The 22,184-nt window shown below is 64.1% G+C and carries 21 protein-coding genes and 2 pseudogenes; 15 read left to right on the plus strand and 8 right to left on the minus strand.

The features are described 5' to 3' along the window. Positions 1 to 52: 52 nt before the first annotated feature. Complete coding sequence (locus tag CH291_RS17745) at positions 53 to 1,429, minus strand: NAD-dependent succinate-semialdehyde dehydrogenase (RefSeq protein ID WP_094688193.1); 1,377 nt, start codon at positions 1,427 to 1,429, stop codon at positions 53 to 55. Between the two features lie 240 nt (positions 1,430 to 1,669). Here CH291_RS17745 and CH291_RS17750 point away from each other — a divergent pair, with 240 nt between their 5' ends. Next, a complete protein-coding gene (locus tag CH291_RS17750) occupies positions 1,670 to 3,907 on the plus strand; it encodes an NADP-dependent isocitrate dehydrogenase (protein WP_094688194.1) in 2,238 nt (745 codons plus the stop codon). A 161-nt stretch (positions 3,908 to 4,068) separates the two neighbouring features. Here the strand turns inward: CH291_RS17750 and CH291_RS17755 are convergent, their stop codons facing one another. Then, complete coding sequence (locus CH291_RS17755) at positions 4,069 to 4,962, minus strand: LysR family transcriptional regulator (RefSeq protein ID WP_094688325.1); 894 nt, start codon at positions 4,960 to 4,962, stop codon at positions 4,069 to 4,071. Positions 4,963 to 5,044: 82 nt separating this feature from the next. On the opposite strand from CH291_RS17755, the gene CH291_RS17760 reads away from it, so the two are divergent. The 3 genes from CH291_RS17760 to CH291_RS17770 are packed head-to-tail and all read left to right on the plus strand — an operon-like array spanning position 5,045 to position 8,138. Beyond that, on the plus strand, positions 5,045 to 6,478 hold the full coding sequence (locus CH291_RS17760) for a CitMHS family transporter (protein WP_068047205.1): 1,434 nt from the start codon (positions 5,045 to 5,047) through the stop codon (positions 6,476 to 6,478). Further along, positions 6,475 to 7,827: an acyclic terpene utilization AtuA family protein gene (locus tag CH291_RS17765; RefSeq protein ID WP_094688326.1), complete on the plus strand. Its 1,353-nt coding sequence runs from the start codon at positions 6,475 to 6,477 to the stop codon at positions 7,825 to 7,827. Before CH291_RS17760 ends, CH291_RS17765 begins: the two co-directional genes overlap by 4 nt. Then, positions 7,824 to 8,138, plus strand: a complete 315-nt coding sequence (locus CH291_RS17770; RefSeq protein WP_094688195.1) for an AtuA-related protein — start codon at positions 7,824 to 7,826, stop codon at positions 8,136 to 8,138. Before CH291_RS17765 ends, CH291_RS17770 begins: the two co-directional genes overlap by 4 nt. Here CH291_RS17770 and CH291_RS17775 read toward each other — a convergent pair. Together CH291_RS17775 and CH291_RS17780 are read right to left on the minus strand one after the other, a co-directional pair. Beyond that, the gene (locus CH291_RS17775; RefSeq protein WP_179276591.1) at positions 8,135 to 8,968 is read right to left on the minus strand and encodes an adenylate/guanylate cyclase domain-containing protein; all 834 of its coding nucleotides are present in this window, start codon (positions 8,966 to 8,968) and stop codon (positions 8,135 to 8,137) included. The two genes, CH291_RS17770 and CH291_RS17775, sit on opposite strands and share 4 nt — an antisense overlap. Beyond that, complete coding sequence (locus CH291_RS17780) at positions 8,965 to 9,945, minus strand: GlxA family transcriptional regulator (RefSeq protein ID WP_094688196.1); 981 nt, start codon at positions 9,943 to 9,945, stop codon at positions 8,965 to 8,967. Before CH291_RS17780 ends, CH291_RS17775 begins: the two co-directional genes overlap by 4 nt. A gap of 124 nt (positions 9,946 to 10,069) precedes the next feature. On the opposite strand from CH291_RS17780, the gene CH291_RS17785 reads away from it, so the two are divergent. The 6 genes and pseudogenes from CH291_RS17785 to CH291_RS17805 all read left to right on the plus strand — a co-directional run bounded on the left by CH291_RS17785 (position 10,070) and on the right by CH291_RS17805 (position 13,783). Continuing rightward, positions 10,070 to 10,702, plus strand: coding sequence for an isochorismatase family protein (locus CH291_RS17785; protein WP_094688328.1), 633 nt, complete (start codon positions 10,070 to 10,072; stop codon positions 10,700 to 10,702). A 20-nt stretch (positions 10,703 to 10,722) separates the two neighbouring features. Then, positions 10,723 to 11,142: an EVE domain-containing protein gene (locus CH291_RS17790; protein WP_256980888.1), complete on the plus strand. Its 420-nt coding sequence runs from the start codon at positions 10,723 to 10,725 to the stop codon at positions 11,140 to 11,142. A gap of 49 nt (positions 11,143 to 11,191) precedes the next feature. Further along, a pseudogene (locus tag CH291_RS27245) lies at positions 11,192 to 11,554 on the plus strand (alpha/beta fold hydrolase); the annotation flags it as partial. Between the two features lie 44 nt (positions 11,555 to 11,598). Beyond that, complete coding sequence (locus CH291_RS27250) at positions 11,599 to 12,144, plus strand: alpha/beta fold hydrolase (RefSeq protein ID WP_256980904.1); 546 nt, start codon at positions 11,599 to 11,601, stop codon at positions 12,142 to 12,144. Between the two features lie 7 nt (positions 12,145 to 12,151). Then, entirely contained in the window at positions 12,152 to 12,808 is a 657-nt protein-coding gene (locus CH291_RS17800; protein WP_094688197.1) for a nitroreductase family protein, read from the plus strand. Between the two features lie 36 nt (positions 12,809 to 12,844). After that, entirely contained in the window at positions 12,845 to 13,783 is a 939-nt protein-coding gene (locus CH291_RS17805; RefSeq protein WP_094639893.1) for a hypothetical protein, read from the plus strand. A 34-nt stretch (positions 13,784 to 13,817) separates the two neighbouring features. Here the strand turns inward: CH291_RS17805 and CH291_RS17810 are convergent, their stop codons facing one another. Beyond that, a complete protein-coding gene (locus CH291_RS17810; RefSeq protein WP_094639894.1) occupies positions 13,818 to 14,462 on the minus strand; it encodes a response regulator in 645 nt (214 codons plus the stop codon). Then, the gene (locus tag CH291_RS17815; protein WP_094688198.1) at positions 14,453 to 15,673 is read right to left on the minus strand and encodes a sensor histidine kinase; all 1,221 of its coding nucleotides are present in this window, start codon (positions 15,671 to 15,673) and stop codon (positions 14,453 to 14,455) included. The genes CH291_RS17810 and CH291_RS17815 overlap by 10 nt, the downstream gene beginning before the upstream one ends. 175 nt (positions 15,674 to 15,848) lie before the next feature. Between CH291_RS17815 and CH291_RS17820 the strand changes: the two genes are divergently transcribed. Then, positions 15,849 to 16,505, plus strand: a complete 657-nt coding sequence (locus CH291_RS17820; RefSeq protein ID WP_094688199.1) for a DedA family protein — start codon at positions 15,849 to 15,851, stop codon at positions 16,503 to 16,505. A 16-nt stretch (positions 16,506 to 16,521) separates the two neighbouring features. On the opposite strand, the gene CH291_RS17825 is transcribed toward CH291_RS17820, so the two are convergent. Together CH291_RS17825 and CH291_RS17830 are read right to left on the minus strand one after the other, a co-directional pair. Then, a complete protein-coding gene (locus CH291_RS17825) occupies positions 16,522 to 17,604 on the minus strand; it encodes a ParB/Srx family N-terminal domain-containing protein (protein WP_256980889.1) in 1,083 nt (360 codons plus the stop codon). Positions 17,605 to 17,696: 92 nt separating this feature from the next. After that, entirely contained in the window at positions 17,697 to 18,227 is a 531-nt protein-coding gene (locus CH291_RS17830) for a GNAT family N-acetyltransferase (protein ID WP_094688201.1), read from the minus strand. Between the two features lie 115 nt (positions 18,228 to 18,342). Between CH291_RS17830 and CH291_RS17835 the strand changes: the two genes are divergently transcribed. The 4 genes and pseudogenes from CH291_RS17835 (at position 18,343) to CH291_RS17850 (ending at position 22,142) form a co-directional block, all read left to right on the plus strand. Further along, positions 18,343 to 19,203 carry an ABC transporter permease gene (locus CH291_RS17835; RefSeq protein WP_082898554.1) on the plus strand — a complete coding sequence of 287 codons (861 nt, stop codon included), beginning with the start codon at positions 18,343 to 18,345 and terminating at the stop codon, positions 19,201 to 19,203. Between the two features lie 3 nt (positions 19,204 to 19,206). Further along, positions 19,207 to 19,926 carry an ABC transporter ATP-binding protein gene (locus CH291_RS17840; protein ID WP_094688202.1) on the plus strand — a complete coding sequence of 240 codons (720 nt, stop codon included), beginning with the start codon at positions 19,207 to 19,209 and terminating at the stop codon, positions 19,924 to 19,926. Between the two features lie 36 nt (positions 19,927 to 19,962). After that, positions 19,963 to 21,009, plus strand: a pseudogene (locus tag CH291_RS17845) (ABC transporter substrate-binding protein). A 29-nt stretch (positions 21,010 to 21,038) separates the two neighbouring features. Next, positions 21,039 to 22,142, plus strand: a complete 1,104-nt coding sequence (locus CH291_RS17850; RefSeq protein WP_094688203.1) for an LLM class flavin-dependent oxidoreductase — start codon at positions 21,039 to 21,041, stop codon at positions 22,140 to 22,142. Positions 22,143 to 22,184: the final 42 nt, after the last annotated feature.

Here is a 22,184-nt window from a genome sequence, read left to right on the forward strand (position 1 = left end):
CAGCACGACAAAGCTCCCCGGGCAACTGCCCGGGGAGCCATGCCGACAGGAACTACTTCGCGGAGACGCGCACGAGCTTCTTGTTCACGAACTCGTCCATGCCCCACGGTCCCAGCTCGCGGCCGACGCCGGAGCGCTTGACGCCGCCGAACGGCAGGCCGGGGAGCGTAGTGCCGTGCTCGTTGACGAAAGCCATGCCCACTTCGAGCTGCTCGGCCACGTCACGGGCCTTGTCCAGGTCGGCGCTCCACACCGAGCCGCTCAGGCCGTAGGCCGAGGAGTTCGCCAATTCGATTGCCTGCTGCGGGCTTTCGACCTTGTAGATCACCGCTGCCGGTCCGAACAGCTCTTCGCTGTACGCACGCATGTCCGGGGTGACGTCGGTGAGCAGCGTCGGCTGCACGAATGCACCCGGTCCGTCGATCTTCTTGCCGCCGGTCAGCAGAGTTGCGCCCTTGGCGACGGCGTCGTCGATCTGCTCGATCAACGTGTCGGCGGCGGTCTGCGACGACAGCGGGCCGAGAGTGGTGTTCGCGTCCAACGGATCGCCCGTCTGCACTGCCTCGAACGATGCGGTCAGCTTGGTGACGAAGTCGTCGTAGAACTCCTCGGCGACGAGGATGCGCTTGGCGGCGTTGCACGCCTGGCCTGCGTTGGACAGACGCGCCCGGGTTGCGGATTCGACGGTGGCGTCCATGTCGTCGGAGTCGAGCATGATGAACACGTCCGAGCCGCCGAGTTCGAGCACGACCTTCTTGAGGTTGCGTCCGGCGGTTTCGGCGACCGAGGTTCCGGCCCGCTCGCTACCGGTGAGCGAGACACCCTGCACGCGTGGGTCGGCGATCATCTCGGCGATCTGCTCGTTGGTCGCGAAGATGTTGATGTACGCGTCCTGGGGGAGTCCGGCCTGTTGGAAGATCTCCTCCATCAGCAGAGCCGACTGCGGGCAGTTCGGTGCGTGCTTGAGCAGAATCGTGTTGCCCACCATCAGGTTCGGGCCTGCGAACCGGGCCACCTGGTAGTACGGGAAGTTCCATGGCATGACGCCGACGAGCGCGCCCACCGGCTTGCGCTGCAGCACAGTGTCTTCCGCGCCGGGGACGTCGAGCTTCTCGTCCTCGAGCAGCGCGGGACCGTTGTCGGCGTAGTAGCGGTAGATGTTCGACGACAGCTCCACCTCACCCTGGGATTCGGTGAGCGGCTTGCCCATTTCGAGCGAGATGGCCCGCGCCAGTTCGTCCGAACGTTCTGTGTAGAGATCGGCGACCTTGTGCAGAATTTCGGCGCGGTGCTTCGGTGAGGTCTTGCGCCACGTCTGGAAACCGGCGTGTGCGTCGGCCAGTGCGCGCTCGACGCCGGCCGCATCGAGAGTTTCGAATTCCTTGACAGTTGTGCCGTCGGCAGGATTGACAGTTTTGTAGGTCGTCATATTCGGTTCAACGGTCGGGGAGGGGTCCGTTGTTCCGATCCGGGCAAATCGGATGCTCCGACGGTGGTCAGAGGCGGGGCAGGGGTGGGCGGCGAAAACCTTTGAGCGCCCTACCGGTCGGTAACTTGGAACCGCCGATGGAGTGATACCCCACTGGCACGCACAGCGGCGGGTTCAAAGATTAAAGTCGACGGTGGACGCATCCAAAAGACGACGTTGAAACTGAGGCAAAGGCGAAACATGACTGCGAAGAAGCCGACCATCATCTACACCCTGACCGACGAGGCGCCCATGCTGGCGACTCACGCGTTTCTGCCGGTCATACGTTCTTTCGCCAGCGCGGCCGAGATCAACGTCGAGTCGAGTGACATCTCCGTTGCCAACCGCATCCTCGCCGAGTTCCCCGACTACCTCAACGAAGACCAGCGAGTGACCGACAACCTCGCCGAGCTCGGCAAGCTGACGCAGCTGCCCGAGACCAACATCATCAAGCTGCCCAACATCAGCGCCTCGGTTCCGCAGCTGCTCGCTGCCATCAAGGAACTGCAGGACAAGGGCTACGCGATCCCCGACTTCCCCGGCAATCCCAAGACCGACGAAGAGCGCGAGATCCGCGAGCGTTACACCAAGTGCCTCGGCAGCGCGGTCAATCCCGTTCTGCGTGAAGGCAACTCGGACCGTCGTGCCCCGAAGGCCGTCAAGGAATTCGCCCGGAAGCACCCGCACAGCATGACCGAGTGGTCGATGGCGTCGCGCACCCATGTCGCGCACATGCGCGAGGGCGATTTCTACCACGGCGAGAAGTCGACGGTCGTCGACGGTGACCGTGAGATCAAGATGGAGCTGCTGCCCGCCGACGGCGAGCCGATCGTGCTCAAGGAGACGGTCTCGCTCACCGACGGTGACGTCATCGACTCGATGTTCATGAGCAAGAAGGCGCTCCTCGATTTCTACGAGCACGAGATGCAGGACGCCTACGACACCGGCGTCATGTTCTCCCTGCACGTCAAGGCGACCATGATGCGGGTCTCGCACCCCATCGTGTTCGGCCACGCTGTGCGCGTGTTCTACAAGGACGCGTTCGCCAAGCACAACGAGCTCTTCGAGGAGCTGGGCGTCAACGTCAACAACGGCCTCTCGGACCTGTACACCAAGATCGAGACCCTCCCGGCGTCCAAGCGCGACGAGATCATCGAAGACCTCCACAAGTGCCACGAGACCCGTCCGGAGCTCGCGATGGTCGACTCCGCCCGCGGCATCTCGAACTTCCATTCACCCAGCGACGTCATCGTCGACGCCTCCATGCCCGCGATGATTCGCGCCGGCGGCAAGATGTGGGGAGCGGACGGTCGTCCAAAGGACACCAAGGCCGTCAACCCCGAGTCGACGTTCTCCCGGATTTACCAGGAGATGGTGAACTTCTGCAAGACCAACGGCCAGTTCGACCCGACGACGATGGGCACCGTTCCCAACGTCGGCCTGATGGCGCAGAAGGCCGAGGAGTACGGCTCGCACGACAAGACCTTCGAGGTACCGAAGGCAGGCGTCGCGAACATCACCGACAAGGCCACCGGCGAGGTGCTGCTGACGCAGACCGTCGAAGAGGGCGACATCTGGCGTCTGTGCATCGTCAAGGATGCCCCGATCCAGGACTGGGTCAAGCTCGCCGTCACGCGTGCGCGTGAATCCGGAATGCCGGTCGTCTTCTGGCTCGACCCGTACCGCCCGCACGAGAACGAGCTCATCGGCAAGGTGCGCAAGTACCTGAAGGATCACGACACCGAGGGCCTCGACATCCAGATCATGTCCCAGGTGCGTGCCATTCGGTACACGATGGAGCGTCTGGTCCGCGGACTCGACACCATCTCCGCGACGGGCAACATCCTGCGTGACTACCTCACCGACCTGTTCCCGATCCTCGAACTCGGCACCAGCGCCAAGATGCTCTCCATCGTTCCCCTGATGGCAGGCGGCGGACTGTACGAGACGGGTGCAGGTGGCTCGGCTCCCAAGCACGTCAAGCAGCTCATCGAGGAGAACCACCTGCGCTGGGATTCGCTCGGCGAGTTCCTGGCTCTGGCCGTGAGCCTCGAAGATCTGGGCACCAAAACCGGCGACGTCAAGGCGACCATCCTCGCCAAGGCACTCGACTCCGCCACCGGCAGGCTGCTCGAGAACAGCAAGGGCCCGTCGCGCTCGACCGGTGAACTCGACAACCGTGGCAGCCAGTTCTACCTCGCTCTGTACTGGGCACAGGAACTCGCCGAGCAGACCGAGGACGCCGAACTGGCGAAGCACTTCGCCGCACTGGCGAAGACCCTTGCGGAGAACGAGGAGAAAATCGTCTCCGAGCTCAACGAGGTTCAGGGCACCGCAGTCGACATCGGCGGCTACTACTACCCGGACCCCGAAGCCACCGCGGCAGTGATGCGTCCGTCCAAGACCTTCAACGAGGCTCTGGAGTCGGCGAAGAAGTAGTTTTATCTGCTCCACCCCATGGAATGAATGGTCCATTCACGCGCTCAGACGTGTTGAATGGACCATTCATTCGTATTGGGGTGCAACAGCATTGGGGTTTACCGCCCACCCCGTTCGGATCAATGTGACTTTCACGCGCTCAGACGTCGTGAATGGACCATTCATTCGTTCAAGGCGGGCACCAAAATATCCAGAAACGCCGTACAGCTCGCACTTTGGCGACGCCCCGGCAGTTGGACGACAGAGATGGTCCGGTGGATTGTCGGCTCGATAGGCAGATAGATCAGATTCGCGAACGACATCATCGGCACCACCAACTCCGGGATGACGGTGATGCCGAGTCCGGCAGCGGTCATGCCCGCCACGGCGGCCACGTTGTGCGCCTGAACCGATGGCCCGACGTCGACTCCCGCGCTTTCGAGCCCCAGTTGCACGTGTGAGGCGATGCTCGATTCGGGACCGAACGCAACGAACGGCTGGTCGGCGAGGTCGGTCCACAGTAGGCTTGTCCGTTGTGCAAGAGCATGATTCGGAGGCAACGCGCAAACGAAGGCGTCGGTGCTGACCGTCAATCGCACCAAGTCGTTCGCTCGTCCCGACGCGGCGACGACTGCGAAGTCCACGGAACCGTCGCGAACCGAGGCCACAACATCGTCGCGCAGCCCGTCTCTGATGTGTACCGAGACGTCGGGGTGACTGCTGCGGAAGTCCACGATGTACGGCGGGAGAAACGTCGCCGCGATCGAGGGCAGGCACGCGATGGTGACGGTTCCGCGGTCGCCGGATACGAAGCGCCCGATCTGCTCCAGGCCGTCGTCGAACTCGAGCAATACCCGACGGGCATAGGCCGTGACTTCGTGTCCGTCTCCGGTGAGGTCGACGCTGCGGGTGGTGCGCACGAACAGTCGGACGCCCAGGCGTCGCTCGGCCTCGGCGACGGTACGGCTCAGGTTGGGTTGGGAGACCTGAAGCCAGTTCGCCGCTGCAGTGAAGCTCGCATGATCGGCGAGTGCGACGACGGCGCGTAGATGGGCGATGCCCAGGTTTATGCCCACGGTGCATGAATCTATACCCAACTGATGTTGGACGGAGTAAGTGATCTGCACAACACTCTTCGTATTCGATGAAGGAGATCACATGCTCTCACTGCTCGGCTTCGGGACGATTGCCATCATCCTGCTGCTGTTGTTCACCCAACGCGTTGCGGCGATCGTCGCGCTTGCAGGTGTCCCGCTGGCTGCGGCGTTCCTGGCCGGCAACTCGCCATCCGAGGTGGCCGGGTTCGTCAAGGACGGACTCGGCGGCGTGGTGGGCGTCGCGGCGATGTTCCTCTTCGCGATCGTGTTCTTCGGGATCATGCGCGACGCGGGACTGTTCGATCCCATCATCGCCCGCATCGTGCGCTGGGCAGGTAGTGCCCCGCCGACCGTGGCAGTCGCGACCACTGCCCTTGCCGTGGTGGCTCACCTCGACGGCGCCGGCGCAACCACGTTCCTGATTGCCGTCCCCGCCATGCTCCCGATCTACGAACGCCTCGGTATGAGCCGGCTCGTCCTGGCCACCTGCGTCGGACTCGGTGCCGGAGTGATGAACATGGTCCCCTGGGGTGGTCCGACGGCTCGCGCTGCAGCAACTCTGGGCGTCGACGCCAACGAACTGTGGGTTCCGTTGATTCCTGCTCAGATCGCCGGAGTCGTGTTCGCACTGGGCGTCGCCTACTACCTGGGTCGGCGTGAGCGGACCCGTCTGGCCAAGGTCGCCGCGGGCGATGCGTCGGCCGTCGTGGAGGAGTCGACGGCGCGAATCGCCGAACGAATGTCCGTGGGATCCGGGGATACCGGATCCGCAGTCGGTGACGCGAACGAGGAGCCCGGCAGCCCGTCGACCGGTGGCGACGATGCGGACGGTCCGGCAACCGCGTCGAGTGACCGAGCACTGCTGCGGCCGAAGTTGTTCTGGGTCAACGCCTTCCTGGTAATCGCGACGTTGGCTGCGTTGATCGCCGCCATCGCCCCTCCGGAAACGTGCTTCATCATCGCCACTATCGTGGCGCTACTCGTCAACTACCGCGGAATGAAGGCCCAGTCCGCCCGCATCGAGGCCCACGCTGTCGGCGCGATGCTGATGGTCGGCACGTTGTTGGCTGCAGGGGTACTTCTCGGTGTGCTCGACGGCAGCGGCATGATCGAGTCCATGGCGGTCAGCGCAGCGAATGCCATTCCGGACGCGATGGCCCCCGCCTTGCCGCTCATCGTCGGCGTGTTCGCCGTCCCGATGAGCCTGATCTTCGGGCCGGACGCCTACTACTTCGGTGTGCTGCCGGTCCTCATCGAGGTAGGTGACCAATTCGGAGTCAGCGCAATCGATCTGGCGCAGGCCTCGATCATCGGTGAGGAAACGGTCGGATTCCCGATCAGCCCGATGACCGGCGCGTTCTACCTTCTGGTGGGTCTCGCGAAAGTCGACATCGGTAAGCACATTCGGCACACGTTGGGGTGGGCGTGGCTGATCAGCCTCGGCATGCTCGGCGTTGCCATGGCCACCGGCGCGATCCCGCTGTGGTCGTCATGAGCGCCCGCGGAACCGTCCGGTTGGGTGCCGGCGCAGGTTTTGCGGGCGATCGCATCGACCCGGCGCAGATCTTGGCCGAGCGGGGCGAGCTCGACTATCTGATCTTCGAGTGCCTCGGAGAGCGGACGGTGGCGACAGGGCAGGCCCGAAAATTGCTCGATCCCACGGCGGGCTACGACCCGCTGTTGGCAGCGCGGATGCGTGCAGTTCTCGGGGCGACGACGGAGCAGGGCATCACCGTCGTCACGAACTCCGGAGCCGCGAATCCTGTTGCGGCAGCGGCCGTCGTTGCGCGCGTGGCCGAGCAGGTGTGCTCGCGTTCGGTGCGCATTGCTGCCGTCACCGGCGACGACGTGCTCGACGCGGTGCGCCGGATCGACCCGGTGGTGTGGGAGACCGGTCGACCGCTGTCGGAGCATTCCGAGGAACTCGTATCGGCCAACGCCTACATCGGTGCCGACGCGGTACTGCCTGCCCTCGACGTCGGTGCCGACGTGGTCGTCACCGGCCGTCTCGCCGATCCGGCGCTGTATCTCGCACCTCTGATGCACGAGTTCGGTTGGGCCGGGCAGGATTGGGAGACACTTGGTGCAGGAACTGCCGTCGGACATCTTCTCGAATGTGCGGGCCAACTGACCGGTGGTTACTTCGCCGATCCGGTCACCAAGCCGGTTCAGGGTCTGGCGAATCTGGGCTTTCCGTTCGGCGACGTACGCGCAGACGGCACAGCAGAATTCGGCAAGGTCGACGGTACCGGCGGGGAGCTGACGCGTCGAACGTGCGCCGAGCAATTGCTGTACGAGGTCGGCGATCCCGCCAGATATCTGACGCCGGACGTGACCGCCGATTTCACCGGAGTCTCGTTCGAGACCGTCGGACCCGATCGGGTGGCGGTGTCCGGGGCAACGGGCAGCACGCGGCCAGAGGAGCTGAAAGTGACCCTCGGGTTCCGGGGCGGTTGGCTCGGTGAGGGGCAGATCAGCTACGCGGGTCCGCGCTCGCTGCAACGCGCCGAGCTCGCCGGAGAGATTGTGCAGCAACGACTGTGGGAGGTGCACCGTATATCCGCCGAGAACGTGGGTATCGAGTACATCGGTGCGGGCGCTGCATTCCGTGGACTCGTCGCCCCCACCGATGTCCCTGAAGTGAGACTGCGCGTGACGGCGAAGGTGCCCGACGCCGAAACTGCGGCTCTCGTCGGCTGGGAAGTCGAGAGTCTCTACACCAACGGGCCCGCCGGCGGTGGCGGTGCGCGCAGCAGCAACACGGAGGTCTTGGCTATCAGATCCTGTCTGATTCCACGTGCACAGGTGACGACCGCCGTGCACATCACGGAGGTGACGGTATGAGGACTGTCGACGATTTCGCCGACGTGCGAACCGGGGACAAGGGCGACACCCTCATTCTCGCTGTCTTCCCGCGGACCGACGAAAGCTACGAAGTGCTGACTCGCGCAATGACTGTCGCGGCCGTCGCTGCGCATTTTGCGCCGCTGGTCACGGGAGAGGTACGCCGAACCGACATGCCCCTGGTCTCCGGGCTGGTGTTCGAGCTACCCGGCGTACTCGGTGGGGGAGTGACGGGTAGCCCGGTGCTCGACGGTCACGGCAAATGCCTGAGCTACCACCTGCTGAGTATGACTGTGCCCGAGCAGATCTAGTCGAGTTGCTTGACTTCAGCATCCGGCAGCACCGGCAATGTCACCGGGTACAACTGAAAAGTTCCGCTCATTCCCTTGAGTTCGACGTCACGCGGTGTCCCGAGGCTCAGGTCATGCGCCCTGTCGATGGCGTTGCGCACCGGTTCGCTGACCAGGATTTCGCCGCCGTCGGCTTGGTTCGCCACTCGTGCCGCCATGGCTACGTTGAGTCCGAACAGGTCGTCACCTCGACGCACCGAGCTGCCGACGTGCACGCCCATGCGGACGCGAATGCGGTCCCAGCGATCGGGGTTCTTCAGCAGTGCTTCCTGGACTTTCACCCCGCAGCGCACGGCCTGGGCCGGGTCGGAGAAGGCGATCATGTAGCCGTCGCCCTGGCTTTTCACTACGTGACCGTCGTGATCGTCGACGTGTTTGCGTATCAGCTTGTTGTGCTTCTCGAGCAGCTTCACCCAGCCGCGGTCGCCGAGTTCTTCGTTGCGGGCGGTGGAGCCCTCGATGTCGGAGAACATCACGACGATGTCGCCGTCGGCGGTCATGCGCGCGAGGTCGGGGCGTTCGACCTTCGCCCAGCCGGCGAGGTCCTCGACGGAGTTGCGGACCGTTGCGCCGAAGCCCTTGTTGATGAGTAAGTCCGTGGTGTGGAAGGCGGTTCTGATCGCGAAGGGCACGATGCCGCGTCGCTTACGGCGTTGCTGCGATTCGAGAGCGCGGTCCAGTGCACGACGTGTGTGCTTCAGCTTTCGACTTGAGACGATCAAGACCACACCGAGCGCGATGATGGCAGCGAGCTCTACTCCGGCAACTATCCACAGGATCACGTCGCTCATCTTTGCCTGTCGACGATGCTCGTGGTTGCACAACCGACCGCAAACTGCCGTCGGTAGGCCGTCGGCGTCACCGCGAAGGCCGAGCGGAAGTTCTGACGCAAAGTGACGGCGCTGCCGAATCCGCACAGCGCTGCGATGTTCTCGACGCTGCGATCGGTCGTTTCGAGCAGGCTCTTGGCCTCGTTCAGTCGCTTGTCCAGTACCCAGCGGGCGGGGGTGGACCCCGTCTCGAGGTGGAACTGGCGGATGAAGCTGCGTCGGCTCATGCGTGCATGTTCGGCCAGTCGCTCGATCGGCAAGGGCTCGTCCAGTCTTTCGAAGGCCCAGCTCAGCACGTCGGCAATCGCGGTACCTCCGGATGCCTCCGTGACCGGACGCTCGATGTACTGGGCCTGGCCGCCGTCGCGATGGGGTGCGACCACCAGACTGCGCGCCACCCGGGTCGCCGCCGCCGAACCGAGATGTTTGCGCACGATGTGCAGGCAGGAATCGATCGACGACGCGGTGCCCGCAGACGTCATCACGTCGCCGTGATCGATGTAGAGCACCGACTCGTCGACGCCGGCGTGTGAATTCCGCTCCCGCAGTTCGGTCATCTTGGTCCAATGTGTGACGGCCGGGCGGCCAGCGAGCAGCCCTGTGTCTGCGACGGCGAACGAACCGAGGCACAGTCCCGCGATTTCCGCTCCACGCGAATGGGCGTCACGAAGCGCCGCCGACAGGTCTTTCCCGATGTGCGGCAACGACTCCGGCCACGACGTGACGATGACGATGTCGGCCCAGTCGACGGTATCGGGGCCGGCAATCTCGCCGACCGGGAAGCCCTCCTCGGTGCGGATCGACCCGGCTTCGTCGGACCACACCCGCGTCTCCCAGTCCGGTGCGAGTCCGAGTCGAGTCACCTCGCCGAACACCATCAACGGCGCGGCGAGGTGAAACATCGTGATGCCGTCGAACGCATAGAGCGCGATTCGCATGGCTGTCTCCGATCTCCACCGTTGGCCCGAATCAATCGAAAGTATGCATCCGTGCCACTCGTGGAAGCAAGGCCGCCACCGCAGGATGAGAAGCGACCGAGATCGCCAGTCGAAGGAGAACACCATGACCGCACCACGCAGAGCATTGATCGTCGTCGACGTCCAGCAGGAGTACTTCGAAGGTGTGCTGCAGATTCAGTACCCGCCTCGTGACCAGTCGTTGGCCAACATCGTCCGGGCGATCGAAGCCGCAGTGGCGCAGGATCTTCCCGTGGCGATCGTGCAGCACGAGATGCCCGACGGCGCTCCGGCGTTCGTGAAGGGCACCCCGACGTACGAGCTGCACCCCGACATTCAGGCGCTCGTACAACCCTCGTTCGAGCGAGTCGAGAAGAAGTACAGCAGCGTGTTCGCCGGTACCGGTGTCGCGAAGTGGTTGCAGGGCAACAATATCGATACCGTCACGATCGTCGGATACATGACCAACAACTGCGACCTCGCATCCAGCGCCGACGCCGAGGTGCTGGATCTGACCGTCGAAATTCTGTCCGACGCCACCGGCGCGATCAATCTCTCGAACGAGGCAGGCACCGTCTCGGCGGAGCAACTGCACAAGGCGCTGATGGTGCTGCTGCAGTCGAACTTCGCGGCGGTCGCGTCGACAGATCAGTGGATCGACGCCGTCAAGAACGGAAACGATCTGACCGCAAACAATCTGGTGGTCTCGGCAGCTCAGGGCAACGACGCGGTGGCCTGACGCTCGGTACGCTGGATGCGGTGACGGCACGGGCAATTACCGACGAGACATTCGGTGCGTGGGTGATCAAGTGCAACCCGCACAAGACCGATCTCGCGCCGATGGTCGAAACCGGACGTGCGCACGAGCAGTGGTGCGTCGCCGACAACTATCGAACGCGACTGATGGCTCCCGGGCAGCCCGTACTGTTCTGGGTCAGCAGCCATCCCCGACGCGGAATCTGGGGTGCAGGAACCTTGACCGGCACCGCGGTCCCCGGTCCGCAGTGGAAGGTCTCGACGGACATCACGCTGTTCGACGAGCCGATTCTTGCGTCGGACATTCAGTGCATCGCGGAACTGGCGACCGTCGAGGTGTTTCGCTCACCGCAGCAATCGAATCCGTCGTGGGTCGACGTGTCCGCGTGGGCGACGATTCGTCCGATGCTGCCAGCGTCATGATGATGTGATGGTCGGTATGACATCGAACGATGCCCCGACGCAGCACGGGATGTTGGATGTGGGCGACGGCCAAAACATCTACTGGGAGCAATGGGGTCCGTCCGACGGCGTTCCGGCGGTCTGTCTGCACGGCGGTCCGGGTGGGACTCTGAACGCGAGCCAGTTTCGTCGTCACTTCGACCTATCGCGAGTTCGCGCAATCGGATTCGAGCAGCGCGGGTGCGGACGGTCCACCCCGCACGCGTCCGATCCCTCGACGTCGTTGTCCACCAACACCACTGCCCATCTGATTGCCGACATCGAAGCGTTGCGCGAGCACCTCGGCGTGGAGGCGTGGATCGTCAACGGCGTGTCTTGGGGATCCACCCTCGCCGTGGCCTATGCCCTCGCACACCCCACCCGTGTCCTCGGCGTCGTATTGTTCGCCGTCACCACGACCTGTCGTGAGGAAGTCGATTGGATCACCGAGGGCGTCGGCGCGGTCTTCCCGAAGCGTGGGATCGTTTCGCTACCTTCGCCGAGCAGGCCGGCGTTGGCTATCGGCGCGGGCACGGCCGACTGGTCGACGCGTACGACCGTCTGTTGGATTCGCCTGATCTCGCGTTGCGTGACAGTGCATCCCGAGAATGGGCATTGTGGGAGGACGTCCACATCTCGATCGGCACCGGCGGTCTCAGACGCGATCCCAGGTGGGAGGATGACCGGTTCCGACTGGCCTTCGTACGGCTGGCCACGCATTACTGGTCGCACGACGGGTTCTGCGATCCGCCTCTGCTCGATCGCGCCGCAGGTCTGCGCGATATCCCGGGCGTCCTGATCCATGGCAGACGCGACGTGTCCGGACCCGCCGTCACCGCGTGGCGTCTGCACCGGGAGTGGCCCGGATCGACACTTCTCGTCGACGAGGGTGACGGGCACGGTGGCAGGTCCATGGCCGCGCGTTGGGACGCAGCGAACGAGGAACTGGTCGAGCGGGCCCAGAGGCGACCGAATGGTGCATGATCGAGGAGTGACTTCTTTCCCGATCATCGACCTCACTCCCGACGAGCTGCTGACCACCACGCGCACGGTCCGCAAGCGGCTCGATCTGACGCGACCGGTTCCGATGGAGCTGATCAAGGAATGTCTCGAGATCGCGTTGCAGGCACCGTCCGGCTCGAACAAGCAGGGGTGGCAGTGGATCGTCGTCACCGATCCTGATCTTCGCGCTCGCATCGGTGCGATCTACGGCGAACTGTTCACCGCGTATCAGGCGTCCAAGCATTCTGCAGCTGCCCTGTTCACCGACGACCCGGAACGTGCCTCGGTCCAGAAACGCGTCGGAGACAGTGCGAGCTGGCTCGGCGAGCACATGGGTGAGGTTCCGGTGTTGCTGATTCCATGCATCCAGGCCGGCAAGACGCTCCCGGCCGGTAACCAGGCCGGTCTGTGGGGCTCGCTGCTACCCGCGGTGTGGAACTACGCCCTGGCCGCACGGGCGCGTGGTCTCGGAACAGCTTGGACCACAATTCATCTCGCGAAGGAAGCCGAAATCTCCGAACTGCTCGGCATTCCCGACGACTTCCATCAGGGTGCGCTGATTCCAACGGCGTACTACACAGGGGAGACCTTCAAGGTCGCTCCGCGGGATCCGATCGAGACGGTGCTGCACGTCGATCGCTGGTGATGCGACGTTGCGATTCCAACCGCTGACCTCGGCCCCATGACCGTCGACGAGTGGCTGCTCGAGTCCGATCCGGCGATTCGATGGCAGGTATTGCGTGATCTGCACGATTCATCAGCTGCAGACGTGGAAGCTGAGCGGAGCAAGGTAGCCACGGAGGGCTGGGGTGCCCGGCTGCTTGCCGCCCGCGATCCAGGTGGTGTGTGGGCCGGAGGTGCGTGCTTCCCATCGGGTTTCGACGGCGACATGTCGACTGGGCAGCCGTGGACTCCCACGCTCCCCACGTTGACACTGCTGCGTGAGTTGGGCGTCGACCCGGCCGCGGACGCTGTTCGGGTCGCGATCGAGGCGGTGCGCGAGACCGGCCGATGGGAGCATGCGGGCCAATGGTTCTTCGACGGGGAAGTGGAACCATGCATCAACGGCAGGACCGTTGCCGTGGGTGCCTACTTCGGCGTCGACGTCGATGGGATCGTCGCCAGGTTGGTGATTGAGCAGTTGCCGGACGGCGGCTGGAATTGCGAGGCGGAATACGGGTCGACGCGCGGGTCGTTCCACTCGACCATCTGTGTGCTCGAGGGTCTACTCGAGCACGAACGCGCGACAGGTGGCACCCCGGAATCGATTGCCGCACGGGACCGCGGCGAGAAATACCTGCTGGAACGCCAGCTCTGCAGGCGACTGAGCACGGGCGAAATCATCGAGCGGAACTGGTTGCAGTTTGCTTTCCCCACCTGGTGGCACTACGACGTGTTGCGCGGTGTGGAGTACTTCCGAGCTGCCGGATCAGATGTCGATCCTCGGTTGGCAGCGGCTGTCGACCATGTCCGGTCGAGGCAATGCGGCGACGGCACATGGCTGCTCGACAAGAGTCACCCCGGCGCGGTCCACTTCACGATGGAAGAGGGCATTGGTCGGCCAGGCCGGTGGAACACACTTCGCGCGTTGAGGGCATTGAAGTGGGCCCGACGGGGGTAGTGCGATCACCGAAAAGCGACAACAATCCGGTCGATCAAGTGCGCAGGTACGCCACCACCGCCATCACGCGGCGGCTCATACCGCTGGAGTTCGCCAATCCGAGTTTGTCGAACACGGCGTTGATGTGCTTCTCGACCGAGCTCACCGAGATGTACAGATCGGCGGCGATTCGCGCGTTGGTGAGACCCTGCGCCATCAGCTCGAGCACATCACGTTCGCGTGGCGTGAGTCTGTCGAGTGGATTTGATCGGGTGGTGCGTGACAGCAGCTGGCGCACCACTTCCGGGTCGAAGGCGGTCCCGCCGTCGGCAACTCTGTTCAGAGCGTCCAAAAATTCGTCGACCTGCGCGACGCGGTCCTTGAGCAGATATCCGACCTTGCCTCCGGATCTGCTGATCAGCTCTGCCGCGTAACGGTTCTCGACGTACTGGGAGAGTACGAGCACCGCTACGTCCGGCCATCGATCGCGAATGATCAGAGCCGCTCGCAGTCCCTCGTCGCTGTGACCCGGAGGCATGCGGACGTCGGTGACGACGATGTCGGGACGGTCCTGTTCCACGGCACTCAGGAGCATGGCGGCATCGCCCACGGACGCGATCACGTCGTGGCCCTCGTCGACGAGCAGACGAACCAAGCCCTCACGCAGCAGCGTCGAGTCCTCCGCGACGATCACTCGCACGGGACGCTCGCCGTCACGACGGTCGGGCCGCCCACCGGACTGTGCACGGTCAGGGTGCCGTCCATCGCCGCTACACGACGGGACAGCCCGGACAAGCCTGTTCCCGACGGATCGGCCCCGCCGGGTCCGTCGTCGACGATGGTTGCGAGAACGCGGTCGAACCTCTGATGGGTCACGGAAACCTCCACCAGTCGAGGGGAGGCATGCTTGGCTGCGTTGGTCACCGCCTCCGAGATGACGAAATAGAGAACGGTCTCAACCGCGGGACGTAGCTTTTCCGTCAGCTCGTATGTGAATCGGACGGGGACACTTGCCCGTTCGGCCATCGTCTCGACCGCTGTGTGCAGACCGGCCTGATCGAGCGCGATCGGGTACACCCGGTTGGCGACCTCGCGCAGCTCGCTGATCGCCTCCTGGGATGCGACATGGGCTTGGGTGAGGAGTTCGTGCACCTTCTCGGGTTCCTGGGCGCGGCGAGCCCGGCCGATCAGCATCCCCACCGCAACCAACTGCTGCTGGACTCCGTCGTGCAGGTCGCGCTCGATGCGGCGGCGTTCGTCGTCGATGGCATCGACGACGTGATCGCGGCTGCTCGTCAGCTCGACCACCCGCTGGTGCAGCAGTCGATCCGACTGACGGCCGAGTACCTGGATGACAAACCAACGGTCCAGCGAGCCCACCCCCACCACCCCGGCGATTGCGACGAAGATCAAGAGGGTTCCCGGCAGCGACACCAGCGCTACGAGTCCACCGTCGACCCGGTCGGAGTTCTCGATCAGGCCCCAGTTGCCGTTCATGATCCACGCCGAGACCATCGAGCCGGCCACGATGAGACACAGAGCCAGGAACAGGACCACGCCGGTTCCGAGTAGACCGATCGTCCAGCGTCCGCCGAGATACCAGCGACAGCGGCGAGGGGTCAGCACGTCCGTGTGGAGCCTGCCGTGGAAGCGGGCGATTCGCCGGATCTCCCACTCGCTCAGGCCCAGTGCCCCTTCATCGACTGCAGCTCTCACTGGCTCGCCCCACCGGCCGAGGAGGCGCGCCGGAGTCAGTACGAGGAGAGCCACCACGGTGAACAGGAGGGCCGAGACCGCCGTGACGCTACCGAGCAGAACTCCGGAAAGTGCCATCAGCCAACGCTGAACAAGCGAGCCGGCGGCAATCCGATCCGCCAGTTCGGGTGGATGTACGACGTCGTTTCCGAGCACGCAAGCAGCGTAGCGGGGTAGGCGGCCGCTGATATTGCGGTAAACCGCAAGGTTTCGACGGGGGAGTCCCCGTGAATGTTCGACGGTTTTCCTCGATGCCCCCCATTCGGAGAATTTCTAGCGTTCTCAGTGGCCGTCCCGACCGGAGACGGCACCGACGAACAGGGGAATGAATATGTTCGACTTGCTGATTGCTGCATCTGCTGAAACCGACCAACTCGATGGGCTGGCCGGATGGGGGGTCGGCGTCATGGACGCACTCGGTGGCCCCGGTGCGGCCGTAGTCGTCGGGGCCGACAATCTGTTCCCGCCGATCCCGAGCGAACTCGTTCTGCCCCTTGCCGGTTTCTCGGCCAGTCAGGGCGTCTTCTCTTTCCGTGCGGCGCTCTTCTGGACGACGCTCGGCTCGGTCCTGGGCGCGATCATCGTCTACTCGGTAGGCGCACTCATCGGGCGCGAGCGCACGCGCGCACTGGTGGCGCGGATCCCGCTGATCAAGGCCAGCGACTTCGACCGCTCGGAGGCCTGGTTCGCCAAGCACGGCTCGAAGGCGGTGTTCCTCGGCCGGATGGTCCCGCTGTTTCGGAGTTTCATCTCCTTGCCGGCCGGCATCGAGCGAATGGGAATGCCGAAATTTCTGCTACTCACCACACTCGGCAGCCTGATCTGGAACACCGTCTTCGTCACCGCGGGCTATCAACTCGGCGAGAACTGGCACCTGGTCGACGCCTACGCCGAGATCCTGCAGAAGATCGTCATCGTCTCGGTCACAATTGCTTTCGTTGTGTTCGTGGCGATGCGGCTGCGGTCCCGTCTCCAGACCAGGCTGTGACAACGCCTGATTGGAACTACCTGGGCAGCCCCATTTTGTACTGCAGGGCGTAGGCCAGTTTGCCCGGCTTGTCGTTCGAGTACGGTGCCGACAGCTTTCCGAATTCGCCCTTCGTGACCGCCTTGCCGTCGTTCCAGGCGTCCAGTGCACCGAGTTCCGCTGCGGTGCGGCCACTGTCGATCACCGCGTCTTTCGGAGCCGCGACCTGGGCGCGCGAGACCGAGTCGACGGTGCTCAGGTAGCTCGTGAGGTTGTTGCTGTCCCAGCCGCTGACGTCGACTGTGCCGGAGTCGCGAACCCATGCACCCCAATAGAATTCCTGGAACGGGATGGTTCCGGGGGTGAAGCCGATGTCGCGGGCGAAGTAGTTCAGGCTGCGGTACTTGTCGTTCTGGAACTTGGCGAGTCCCACTCCCGTCGGCAGCTGCTCCACCGGAACCTCGTTGCCGTCGACGTCGTAGTTCCACACCCACTTCTCGGCTTTCATCCGTGCCCAGAAATCAGCGGGGCTCAGATCGCTGAGGTTCGCGACCACCCGCAGACGAAGATGCAGATTCGGTCCACCGTCGGCCGTTTCGTAGAACGAGGTGAGCGTGTGATGTCCGTCGGTCAGGTACGGCATACCGCCCGGCCCGATGACGACCGTCTTCATCGGCGCGATGGTGTCGGGCGTTTCCTGGCCGACGGGCACAGTGCAGGTGAACGACGACGGATTGTCCAGTCGCGCATCGGGCAACGCCGACGCTGCCTCTTCCTGGCCGTTGGCCTCGCACCAGTCGTCGAACTTCTTGTTGATCTCGTCCTTGCCGAGCGTGTACCGACCGAGCTTGTAGTACACCTCGTCGTACCCGAGTGACGGTTGTGTCGCGCGCACCTCACCGATCGGGAGATCGAGAAGCTCACCCGCTTCGGCACATTGGTAACCGAGGCCCGAAGACGATCCGGTGGGGATGAGGTCTGCGACCTGGCACAGCGGCGATGCCGTCCGTGCCGGCGCAGCAGTGGCAACACTGGCCAGCGACGTGGATGCGACAGAAATCAAAGCGAGCGTGCCCAACAGTGCAGCTCTACGAAGCGAGGCCATCGGTGAGACTCCCATGAGTTCGAGTGAAGTTCCCCGGAGACTGCCCCACTCCGGTCACCGTTCGATGTCGCAGAACCAACGCAGAGGTGAACGTCGCATGATGGACGTCAGCGATCCTCGCGCAACATCGCGTAGACGAGGGTGTCGGTCCATTCACCCTTGCACCACCAGTTCTGGCGGAAGTGCGCTTCCTGACGCATCCCGACCCTCGCGGCCAGGCGGGCAGAGGCGTCGTTGCGTCCGTCCAGCTGCGCGCTGACACGGTGAATCTGGGGAAGCGAGAACACGTGCTCGATCAGCGCATTCACCGCCTCAGTGGCGTAGCCGCGGCCGCCCACGGTGGGGGAGAACGTCCACCCGAGTTCGACGAGAGCCGGTGACCCGTCGATCAACCATGCCTCGACGTTGCCCACCACCTTCCTCTCGTGTTCGACGACCATCGCGAGTGCCTGCGTGTTCAATCCGGTTCGCTTCATCCGCTTGCCCACCGCAGCAACGGCATCGGCGTGCGACCACGCTTCGTGCAGTAGGTAGCGGCAGACTTCGGGATCGCTGTAGTACGCGAGAATCCCGTCCACGTCGGTGGGCTCGTACAGGCGCAGCGTCAGGCGCTCGGTATGGATGGGCTCGACGTTCATGAGGGCAATTCTGCCCGACCTAAATTCACGCTGATTCGAACCCTGGTCGTAGGCCCCGGTCTGACCGAAGGTGAGTAGTCGAACCTGCTCGCACTCAACCGGAAGGCCTGTACCCATGGTCGTGACGTCGTACGCCGTTCCCGCGGCACCCGTGGACACGCGTGTCAGCGACGTTCCCAACGGCGGCCCCGCGCATGTTTCGCCGAAACAGTCGGTGTGGCAGCGGTACCGATGGACCGTCGTTCGCGTTCTCTCACCCGTCGCACTCCTAGTCCTGTGGCAGATTGCCAGTGCTGCCGGAGTTCTCTCCGAACGAGTACTGCCGGCACCATCGCTGATCTTCGACGCGGGCCTAGAGTTGCTACGCAACGGAGAGTTGGCCGATGCCCTCACCGTCTCCGGAACCCGTGTGGTGCAGGGACTCGTGCTCGGAGGTGTGATCGGGGTGGCGCTCGGTGCGCTCGTCGGACTGTCCAAGCTCGCCGAGGCAACCGTCGATCCGCCGCTGCAGATGCTGCGGGCACTTCCGCACCTCGGGCTGATCCCGCTCTTCATCCTGTGGTTCGGGATCGGCGAGACTCCCAAGATTCTGCTCGTGGCTCTCGGAGTCGCATTTCCGCTGTACCTCAACACGTTCTCGGCGATCCGCCAGATCGATCGCGACTTCCTCGACACGGCCGTCGTACTCGGCTTCTCGTGGCGTCAGCGGCTCACCACCATCATCCTGCCCAGCATCGCCCCACAACTATTGGTGGGATTGAGGCAATCGCTGGCCATTGCGTGGTTGTCGCTGATCGTGGCCGAGCAGATCAATGCCGAATCCGGGCTCGGCTACATCATCAACAATGCGCGAGATTTCCTGCGTGTGGACACCATCATCTTCGGGCTCGTCGTCTACGCGCTGATGGGAATCGCCACCGACGGCATCGTGCGCATCCTCGAAAAACGCGCTCTTCGTTACCGATTGGATGTCTGACTCATGACTGCGACGACAACGTCCGTTGCCACCCTGCACGGGATCGACAAGTTCTACGGATCCAGTCACGTGCTGAAGGGCGTCGATCTGTCCATCGAACGCGGCGAGATCGTCTCTCTCGCCGGACGATCCGGGTCCGGCAAGTCGACGATCCTGCGCGTTCTGGCCGGGCTGTCGACCGACCACACGGGTGAGCGGCACGTCGCCGGGAATCCCGCGGTGGCGTTCCAGGAACCACGGCTGTTTCCGTGGCGATCGGTCCGCCAGAACGTGTCCTACGGCCTGAACACCGCAGGCGTCACGGGCAGCGACGCGTTGACCGCAGCGGACGCGACCCTCGACGAGGTCGGGCTCGCCGAGAAACGAGATGCATGGCCGCTCACGTTGTCCGGCGGTCAAGCTCAGCGTGCTGCGCTGGCACGGGCCTTGGTGGGGGAGCCCGAACTGCTGCTTCTCGACGAACCGTTCGGCGCGCTCGACGCACTCACGCGGCTGACCATGCAGTCGCTTCTGCTCGATCTATGGGCACGGCACGGCTTCGGCATCTTGCTGGTCACCCACGACGTCGACGAGGCAATCGCATTGGGAGACAGGGTGGTGGTGCTCGACGGGGGTGCCGTCGCCGAGACGGTCACTGTCGATCTGCCCCGTCCCCGCGATCGGGGAACAGCCGGATTCTCCCGCATTCGTACCCATTTGCTCGGGGCCCTCGGCGTTCACTGACCGATCAATTCCTCTCATACGAAGGATCTTTCACTCATGTCGTCACACGCTCGTTCCAGATCCCTGCGCGCCATCGGTGTGCTCGCTGCGCTGTCTCTGACGGTCGTCGGACTCACCGGCTGCGTCTCCCGCGGCAGCGACACCACTACCACCGAAGCGCCCGAACTCGTCTCCGACGACCAGCTCACCACGGTCACGCTCGACGTCGGCGACCAGAAGGGCGGCACCGAGGCGCTGCTTCGTGCGTCGGGTGAGCTCGACTCGGCCCCATACGATGTTGCGTTCTCCACCTTCACTTCCGGCCCGCCTCAGGTGGAGGCCGCAACAGCCGGCCAGATCGACTTCGCGGTCACGGGCAATACACCTCCGGTGTTCGGGGTCGCAGCCAACGCGCGCATCAAGGTCGTCTCCGCCTACAGCAACGACGCCAGCGGCGATCAGATCCTCGTGCCGTCCGATTCGACGCTCACGTAGTTCTCCGATCTGCGCGGCAAGAAGATCGCGGTGGGCAAGGGAAGTTCCGCGCACGGCCACGTGCTGCTGCAGTTGCAGAAGGCCGGGTTGACCGAGGACGACGTCCAGATCATCTTCCTCCAGCCGGCGGACGCGCTGACGGCATTCACCTCGGGTGAGGTCGACGCCTGGGCGATCTGGGATCCCTTCACCGCGATTGCGCAGGTCCAGAACGGCTCGAAGACACTGACCACCGCCGAGGGCGTTGCCAACGGTTACGGATTCGGCATCGCCTCACAGCAGGCTCTGGACGATCCGGCGAAGAACACGGCGTTGCAGGACTTCGTGGTTCGTCTGGCCAAAGCCTCGGCCTGGGCTGAGGAAAATCCGGCCGAGTGGGCGTCGGCGTACTCCACGGCCGTCGGGATCGACCCGGCTGCAGGTGAATTGGCGCAGGGACGAAGCCAACGACCCGCAATTGCTCTGGACGACACTGTGATCGAGTCCGAGCAGGCGCTCTTCGATGCATTCGTCGAGAGCGGGAGCATCCCCGGCGGCAACACGTTCGTGGACTTCGTCGACACGCGCTACAACGACGCCATCGCAGACGCATCCGCCGCCACCAACTGATCACCCACCACGTTCTAGGAGTTCCACTCGTGACCGCACGCATCTTCTGGTTTCTTCCCACTGCAGGCGACGACCGCTCCATCGTCGGCGCGTCCCACGCATCCGGCAATCTCCGCGAACCCACCGGGTTTCGTCGCCCGTCGTTGCGGTACCTCACCGAGGTGGCCCAGGCCGCGGACCGCCTCGACTACGAGGGCGTGCTGACTCCGACGGGAACGTGGTGCGAGGACGCCTGGTTGACCACCGCCGCGTTGCTACAGAGCACCCGACGGCTGAAGTTCCTCGTCGCCTTCCGCCCCGGTCTCACGCCGCCCACGTTGGCGGCGCAGCAGGCCGCGACGTTGCAGCGGTTCTCGGAAGGGCGAGTGTTGTTCAACATCGTCACAGGCGGCGACGACGTCGAGCAGCGTCGTTTCGGGGACTGGATCGACCACGACCGGCGATACGCTCGCACCGACGAGTTTCTCGAACTCGTACAACGCATTTGGACCGAGACCTCGGTAGACCACGAGGGTGAGTTCTTCAAGGTTGCCGACGCGCGGGTGTCCGAGGCTCCGGACCCGGTGCCGGAGTTCTGGTTCGGTGGCTCCTCCGAGCCTGCTCTGGCTGTCGCAGCCAAGCGGGTGCAGACGTACCTGACGTGGGGCGAGCCTCCAGCCGATGCTCGCGCCAAAATCGAGAAAGTGCAGGCGTTGGCAGATGCCGAGGGCCGCAAGCTCACCTATGGCATCCGCCTGCACACCATCAGTCGCGACACCTCCGAGGAGGCCTGGGCCGTCGCGCAGAAGCTCCTCGACGAGCTTCCCGAGGAACAGGTGTCTGCGGCGCACGCGCTGCACTCTTCGTCGCAGTCCGAGGGACAGCGCCGAATGGCCGCACTGCACGGCGGCAGCAAGGACTCGCTCGAGATCTACCCGAATCTGTGGGCCGGTGTCGGTCTGGTTCGCGGCGGTGCCGGGACCGCGTTGGTCGGTTCGCACGAGGAGGTCGCGAACCTCATCGGGGAATACCACGACGCCGGGTTCGACGAGTTCATCCTCTCGGGCTACCCGCACCTCGAGGAGGCGTATCACTTCGCTGAAGGTGTTCGACCCATCCTCGACGCGAGAGGAATCACGGTTCCCGCACGCTAGGGCAGGCGGGATCCAACCCGCCGGGTGTGCCGGAGATGGGAA

It is taken from the genome of Rhodococcus sp. 14-1411-2a, assembly GCF_002259485.1.
Lineage (GTDB): Bacteria > Actinomycetota > Actinomycetes > Mycobacteriales > Mycobacteriaceae > Rhodococcoides.